At 37.4% G+C, this 7,264-nt stretch carries 9 protein-coding genes; 7 read left to right on the top strand and 2 right to left on the bottom strand.

Annotated features, from left to right (window positions below):
• The 6 genes from AB1498_03615 to bamE all read left to right on the top strand — a co-directional run.
• Positions 1-245: hypothetical protein (locus tag AB1498_03615; protein MEW6087366.1), on the top strand; the 245-nt coding region annotated here is incomplete at its 5' end.
• A 201-nt stretch (positions 246-446) separates the two neighbouring features.
• On the top strand, positions 447-1,316 hold the full coding sequence (locus AB1498_03610) for a hypothetical protein (protein MEW6087365.1): 870 nt from the start codon (positions 447-449) through the stop codon (positions 1,314-1,316).
• A gap of 286 nt (positions 1,317-1,602) precedes the next feature.
• Complete coding sequence (locus AB1498_03605; protein MEW6087364.1) at positions 1,603-1,908, top strand: NIPSNAP family protein; 306 nt, start codon at positions 1,603-1,605, stop codon at positions 1,906-1,908.
• 67 nt (positions 1,909-1,975) lie between these two features.
• On the top strand, positions 1,976-3,037 hold the full coding sequence (gene rsgA / locus AB1498_03600) for a ribosome small subunit-dependent GTPase A (GenBank protein ID MEW6087363.1): 1,062 nt from the start codon (positions 1,976-1,978) through the stop codon (positions 3,035-3,037).
• 38 nt (positions 3,038-3,075) lie between these two features.
• A complete protein-coding gene (locus AB1498_03595; protein MEW6087362.1) occupies positions 3,076-4,140 on the top strand; it encodes a PKD domain-containing protein in 1,065 nt (354 codons plus the stop codon).
• A 40-nt stretch (positions 4,141-4,180) separates the two neighbouring features.
• On the top strand, positions 4,181-4,528 hold the full coding sequence (bamE, locus tag AB1498_03590; GenBank protein MEW6087361.1) for an outer membrane protein assembly factor BamE: 348 nt from the start codon (positions 4,181-4,183) through the stop codon (positions 4,526-4,528).
• Between the two features lie 44 nt (positions 4,529-4,572).
• On the opposite strand, the gene AB1498_03585 is transcribed toward bamE, so the two are convergent.
• On the bottom strand, positions 4,573-5,421 hold the full coding sequence (locus AB1498_03585) for a radical SAM protein (GenBank protein MEW6087360.1): 849 nt from the start codon (positions 5,419-5,421) through the stop codon (positions 4,573-4,575).
• A 12-nt stretch (positions 5,422-5,433) separates the two neighbouring features.
• On the bottom strand, positions 5,434-6,774 hold the full coding sequence (locus AB1498_03580) for a radical SAM protein (protein MEW6087359.1): 1,341 nt from the start codon (positions 6,772-6,774) through the stop codon (positions 5,434-5,436).
• Positions 6,775-7,033: 259 nt separating this feature from the next.
• On the opposite strand from AB1498_03580, the gene AB1498_03575 reads away from it, so the two are divergent.
• Positions 7,034-7,264 (top strand): hypothetical protein (locus AB1498_03575; GenBank protein ID MEW6087358.1); only part of this gene is annotated, 231 nt, incomplete at its 3' end.

The raw sequence follows: 7,264 nt of genomic DNA, 5'->3' as shown, positions 1-7,264 counted from the left end.
TGCTGGGCGAAAGCCTCTTGAAGAAAGTTATCGGAAAGCCGTGTGAGGGAAAACTTCAAGCACGGTTTGATGAGGGGATGCTGGAAACGGAACGAAAGTTTTGCGCCAGTGTTCTACTCTACAACAACATCATGCAGCGGATGCCGTGGGGCGGCACCGCTGATTTACTCGTGTGCGCTGTGCATGTTTCAGTACTCGGGAGTGCAAGTCTCCTATCCAGGCAGATAAGGACGAAGGATAAGTGAAACCCCAAGGGCTCAGGCCGTGAGGCTGGGTCTGGAGGAAGGGGATAGCGAAAGCGCGGGCTGATGAATAAGAATCCGCCTGAGGCGGACGTGAGCGCTTTGCCCGCCTCTGGCGGGAAACTTCGCATAACCCGGGCCGCAACAAAAACTATTCCGCCCTGCTATTAGAACTTCGCTCAGGTCGTTATGTGAAATAAAAACATGAATAAATATTCGGAAATTATTAAACACATATTTGATTCACAAGACAAGAATGGATGCTGGAAAATGCTTCCGGTATCCAGTAAATATTATCCAACTTACCTGCATTATGTTCCAAATTTCAAATCAACATTGTGGACATTGATACTGCTTGCGGACCTATGCTATAGAAAGAACGATATCAGGGTTAAGAAAGCATTAAAAACCATTCAAAAACATTTTTATGATCCAAAAACAGGGATTTATTCATTAAAAAATGACCAGTTCCCAATCCCCTGCCTGAATGGCAATATAATTTATCTTGAATGTTATTTCACAGATTCGATCAGCAAGAAAAGTTTAAAGGCTATTGACTTTTTTCATCAATACCAAAGGTTTGATGACGGGAATTATGTCATTAAGAAAAATGCGTATTGCGCAAATACAAGCTGTTACGGCAAACACACTTGTTATTGGGGAATTATAAAACTATTTAAAGGCCTTTCGTTTATTCCAAAAAAAGCAAGAAATAGTCCAATAAACACATTATTAGAGAAATGCGTCGATTTTATATTGCTGCATAACGTTTGTTTTAGTTCCCATCATAAAAACAAGATAATGGTTAAAAATATTGATAAGTTGACGTTTCCCAATATGTATAAAAGCGATTATTTGGAAATCCTCTGGCTGTTAAAAAGAGAAGGCACCAAGTCGGAAGAAATCAAACCGGCAATTGATTTACTAAAATCAAAATGCATGCCGGATGGAAACTGGAAATTAGAAAAAAAGGTTAATAATCTGGTAACAAGTGTTGGTGAGATTAATCAACCCAATTACTTTATCACAAAGAGGGCAAAAGAAGTTCTGGATTTCTATGATTTACATGCTTGAAAAGAAACTAGGGGAAACGTATAACCTGTTCACGGCTTGCGCCTTCTATATAGCCAATATCTCTTCTTCGTTTTTTATTTAAAGATTATATCATTAGTGTTATAATTTCTGTAGATATGAATAGTGAGGCTTTTGAAGATTCAAGGAAAAAAAGCAAGGATCCATGGCTTAGTGTCCTTCTTTCAAATATAATACCTGGTCTCGGGCATTCTATTTATTATTTTAACTTTTGTTATATCTATCATAGAAAATATTTAGTCTATAAATTTCCTTATGGAGGATAAAAATGGTTACCTGTTACCTTCGTTATATAATAAACCCTTATAAGGCGGATGAATTTGAAAATTACGCAAAAATGTGGATACCTTTGGTAAATAAATTCGGTGGCACGCATCATGGATATTTTTTACCTCACGAAGGTGCTAATAATGTCGCAATAGCTTTGTTTAGTTTTCCAAGTTTAGCTGAATATGAAAAATACAGGCATAAAATAAATGAAGACCCAGAATGTCAATCCGCATTTAAATATGCGAAGGAAACTAAGTGTATAATAAGCTACGAACGCAATTTTTTAAGGCCGGTTTTTAAATAATAGCATAAAGAAATATATTCCGTCCCGCTGTTAGAACTTCGCTAAGCTCGGCGTTCGGTGAGAAAACATGATGAAATTGAAAAATTTAGGTTTTGATCAATGGTTTGAAGCGCATTTTGATGCCTTCCGTCAGGAAGGTCATAGTATTGCGCGTGTATCAACGGTTGATCGTGGTTCATATCTTATCAAAAATGAATCCGGAGAGATTGCGGCTGAACTCGCGGGTAAATTTTATTTTCGAGTTGAATCCCCGGTTGACCTGCCATGTGTGGGTGATTGGGTTACGGTGCAGTATCACAATGATAATACGGAAGCAATTATTCATGGAGTTCTTCCAAGAAAAACGTTTTTACGCCGAAAGTGCGCCGGTGAAAACGTGGATTTCCAGATGATCGCGGCCAACATCGATATCGCTTTCATTGTTCAATCGTGTCATTTTGACTTCAATATGAAAAGATTGGATCGATATTTGGTAATGGCAGCTGACGGCCGCGTTGTGCCGATTGTTATTCTTACCAAGACGGACTTAATCTCTGACAGTGAACTGGAACAAAAACTTGCGGCTGTCAAACAGACTGGCGTCATATCCAAAGTCTTTGCCCTCAGCAACATAACCGGATACGGATTTGACGAATTCCAGCAAGTTCTAATCCCGGGGAAAACATATTGCCTGCTTGGGTCCTCGGGAGTTGGCAAGACAACCCTCATCAACCGCTTAATCGGGCAGGACACTTTTAACACAAATGTCGTCAGTGGAACAGGAGAAGGCACACACACAACGGCGCGCCGCCAGCTTATATTCCTTAATCAAGGCTCGATGCTGATTGATACGCCCGGGATGCGGGAATTAGGCCTTCTTGGTGTCAGCGATGGGGTTAAACAGGGCTTTGAAGATATCATTGAACTTTCCGGGAAATGCCGCTACGCGAATTGTAGCCACACACAGGAACCAAACTGCGCGGTCCTTATTGCTGTTACAAATGGTGAACTGAGTAAAGAACGCTATTCCAGCTATATGAAGCTTAAGAAGGAAGCTGATTACCACGAGATGTCATACGCGGATAAACGGAAAAAGGACAGAGCATTCGGACGCTTTATCAAGTCGGCAAAAAAGCAGATAAAAGGTTGAAAGGGGTAAAAAGCAAACCCCCATTGGGGAGAACTATTATGAAAAACACCCATAAAATGAGAATCAAGATAAATAAAAGAAAAATAATTTTAACAATTTCACTGTTTTTTATATTTTTCCCAATTAACAGAATTTATGCTAATCCGCCAATTATAAAATCAGTTTCTCCAAATTATGGTTATGCCGATTCAAGTAATTCTTTCAGCATAACCGGCAAATATTTTGAGGTGAATTGTAAAGTATTTCTCGGGTTAGAAAACCCTTCTGAAATTGATGATGACACCGATTCCGACAATATAATTAAGGCCCCTGTTGAAATTAGTTTTAAAAAAGTAACCTTTCTGAGTTCCGATAAACTTAAAGTTAAAACACCGGATAATTTAAAAGCGGGTGAATATTTTATAAAAGTTTTAAACCCGTCTGGCGGATTTAATATATTAAAAAAAGGATATAAAATTATAGATAAGAAATCCAGCCCGCCGGCCCAGCCTCCGGATATAACATTATCTGCAAAACCTTTTAGCGGAAACGCCCCTCTGAAAGTGGAATTTACAATCACAGGGAGTGATATTGACGGCAGTATATTAAATTACGAATTCGATTTCGAAGGAGACAACACTTATGACACTACAATTTATTGTAATTCAGATACTTATAAAATCAGCCATACCTATACTATCCCCGGCGGTTTTAGTCCAAAAATAAGGACAATCGATAACAGCGGTGAAAGAGGAGATGCCGTTACATTTATTAGTGTCCTGAACAATGGTTCGTATGAAAACCTGGGAAACGTACGTGTCCCCGCAAGAAGCGGATCGACAAATCAGCCGCCTTATTTGGAACTGACTGCAAATCCTGTTTCAGGAAAACATCCTTTGGAAGTTAAATTTATCATCAAAGGCGAGGATGTCGATGGCAGTATATTAAATTATGAGTGGGATTTTGAAGGGGACGGCACTTATGACAGGACGACATACTGTAATTTGAATATCCATGAAGTAATTAATATATACCGCAATCCCGGCAGTTATAATGCAAAGGTAAGGGTTATAGATAATGACGGCGCAAGGTCAGAGACAAAAATAAGCATTAGTGTTTATTGACATAGTATTAACCTTTAGTTTTTTAAATGGAGGCTGTTAAATGGGAAAAAAGATATTTAAGTCAGCTTATGTCCGGATTGTCCGGTTATTTTTGGTTATGCCCTTGTTTTTGGTGTTTTTTTCGGTTGGATGCGCGGCTGTCGGGCGCGATTTCGCGGTTTCTGAAGTAAAGAAAATACAAATAGGCAAAACCACGCAGGCTGAAGTCCGTTCCACGTTCGGTTCTCCCTGGCGCGTCGGGATTGAAAATGGCAAAAAAACATGGACCTATGGAAAATACCGGTACAGGCTGTTCGGCGAAACAAGCACCAAAGATCTTGTGATTTTATTTGATGATAAAGGGATTGTTGAGTCATATACTTTTAATACAACAGAGCACCGCGAGTGAAACAGGAAAAAATAAAAAGAAGTTAAAAGATCAAAAGTTTTTTATCAAATATTCTTATATTTGTTTTCAAAATACCCGCCAAAATTGTGGACATGGACGTTAAAATCCGCGCCGGAACTTTTTGCGTATCCCACGATTTTATTTTTAATGTCAAACCATACTTTATCGTAAAACATTTTGGATTCTATCATCTTTTTATATTGTTCCATTATTGATGTATCTATCTCTCCGATATTTTTTATTATTACGTCTATATTTTTCAGGTTAAAATTCAGGCATTCAAATTCCATGGATTTAAAATGTTTTATCACGGGAAAAATTTCCCCGAAATCGGATATCCAGGGGAGCACCGGCGAGAAGTAGGGGACCACGGTAATATTCTCATCAAGAAGTGAATTTACCGCCTCGATTCTTAAATTAAACGGCGGGCTGTTTGGCTCGAGCTTGTTTTTAAAATTTTGCCCGAAGTTGTTTACCGTGAAATAAATCCTTTTACAAAATCCTTTTTTTAATAAATCGATATAATTCACGATATAAGGTGAACGCGTCAATATCACATAATATACACCGTGATTATTTAAAATCTCAATAAGCCTTTTTGTAATCCCGTATCCAGCCTCTGCCGGCTGAAAACATTCAGTCGTGGAGCCTAATAAAACGGTTTTCGGGTTTTTTGATTTTAATTCCTTTTCAAGCAATTCAGGCGCGTTTACCCGGACATCCACGTATTCGCCCCATGGTTTATTTTTTTTGCTTATTACCCGGTTTGAACGCACATAACAGTATAAACAGGCATACTCGCATCCCATGAAAGGATTAATCACATACTCGCCAAGGTCAATGGCGGTAGGGTTTAGAATTCTCTGGATTTTTATTTCGTTGATTTCCGGCATTTTTGTAAAATTTTATATTTTTTCAACCAGGTTCCCCAGGAACGCATTTATGTATTTGAAATTGTGTTTTTTGATTTCTTCAACAAAAATCTCCATTCTTCGCATGGATTCCTTGTTTAATTTATAATCGGCTTTTTTATCCGTGTTTGTCCCGTCATAATAGGTGAAAGGATTAATCTGTTCGATTTTCGGGATTAGATTTTTATTTTTAATGACAAAATCAAGGCTTTCTTTGAAATCTTCTTCTGTTTCACCCGGGTAACCGGTAATCAGGCTTATTCCAAAAAAAAGTCCCGCCTCTTTGAGTTTCCTGAAGAATTCTTCAGCGCCTTTTGATGTAAATCCCTTATTCATATTTTTTAGAGTTTTGTCTGAACCGGATTCAAGGCCTATGAAGAGATTGTAGCAGCCGCTTTTTTTCATTTTTTCGAATATTCGCATATCCATGTCGTTTCTGACCGCGATCTGCGCCTCCCACAAAATATTCCCAAAATTGGAAATTACGGCATCAAGAAGCCCCTCAAATTTTTTAAGGTCCGCGTTCAGCATTGAATCAAAAAACACAAAATATTTAATGCCGTTTTGTGAATGAAATTTTATTTCATTGATGACATTTCCAACGGGCCTTGACCTGAAACCTTTATAAAGCAGTCTTTCCGAACAAAAATTGCATTTTCGCGCACAGCCCCTTGAAAATAAAACCGGCACAGCGTTGTTTTTTGGATATGATTTTAAACCAATCCCGTTAAACCGGGGAAACGGTAAACACTTGAGATCTTCGAGCTGGATGAATTTTGAGACATTATTTCGCGTTGGCAGGGGCGGATGATTATTCACCCCTGCGATAAAATCATACAAAGGTTTTTCCCCTTCGCCGGCAATAAGTAAATCCGCAAGATTTAAAATCTCATCATTGAATTTTCCATCCGTTTTAAAATATTGTCTCGCGATTTCCGGCCCTCCTAAAACTATTTTTATGCCGCTTTTCCTCGACTTTAGAATTTTTATAACCTCAATAGTAGTTTTATAATTGCTTTTGAAGCAGGAAAAACCAGCCATATCATATTCTAAAATTTTATTTACGCAATCATTAAAATCACCGGGGAAATTTGTCTTAATAATTGATAAGACATTTTTTTCCAGAAAGGTATTACAACTTACCGTCCATGATTTTTGAAGCAGGGGCGAATGATTATTCATCCCTGCCAAATTGTAGAAAAAATTATTTAAATCCAGAATATCAGCGGTAACCCCTTTGCTGTTTAGATATTCTTTCAGATATAAAATCCCCAGAGGCGGCATTTTCGGCCAGAAAGGAGGAAGAATTGAAAGAAGTAAAATCCCCTTAGTCATAGTGAAATATATTCTAACAGAAAAAACAAAACAAAATAATTAAAACTTCTATTCATTTGATTTGTCAAAATGACAAACAGTTGTTTTTATTATTTTAAAATTAAGTCATTATGACAAAAAACTAAATTATTTTAATACCATAAAATTATCTATTCATGAAAATATTTCTATATTTACCAATAAGTTATCTCATTAATTAAAAAATATTTTTAATCATGGTATGAAAATTGCTTCAATATTTTTATGAAAGAAGATTAAAATGTTTAATTTAATAAAAAATTATAAAAAGGGCATAATTTTAATAATCTCAATATCCATATTTTCGGGGCAAACTTTATTTTCCGCCCAGGAAGACGATTCCAGGGCAATAGAAGAATTCGCAAAGAAAAAAGGAAGGCCTAATCCCCATACTGAGATAGATTGTACGGACTGCCATAAAACCAAACCCGGCAAGGAAGACACAAAAGAGACCGTAACATTCAGAAAGCCG

This window comes from bacterium (assembly GCA_040754625.1).
Lineage (GTDB): Bacteria > JACRDZ01 > JAQUKH01 > JAQUKH01 > JAQUKH01 > JAQUKH01.
Note: the sequence above shows the minus strand (reverse complement) of the source record. Positions and strands in the feature narration are given on the sequence as shown.

Coding starts and splice junctions, on each gene's coding strand:
- AB1498_03610 (MEW6087365.1), top strand. CDS start 447: ATGAATAAATATTCGGAAATTATTAAACACATATTTGATTCACAAGAC.
- AB1498_03605 (MEW6087364.1), top strand. CDS start 1,603: ATGGTTACCTGTTACCTTCGTTATATAATAAACCCTTATAAGGCGGAT.
- rsgA (MEW6087363.1), top strand. CDS start 1,976: ATGATGAAATTGAAAAATTTAGGTTTTGATCAATGGTTTGAAGCGCAT.
- AB1498_03595 (MEW6087362.1), top strand. CDS start 3,076: ATGAAAAACACCCATAAAATGAGAATCAAGATAAATAAAAGAAAAATA.
- bamE (MEW6087361.1), top strand. CDS start 4,181: ATGGGAAAAAAGATATTTAAGTCAGCTTATGTCCGGATTGTCCGGTTA.
- AB1498_03585 (MEW6087360.1), bottom strand. CDS start 5,421: ATGCCGGAAATCAACGAAATAAAAATCCAGAGAATTCTAAACCCTACC.
- AB1498_03580 (MEW6087359.1), bottom strand. CDS start 6,774: ATGACTAAGGGGATTTTACTTCTTTCAATTCTTCCTCCTTTCTGGCCG.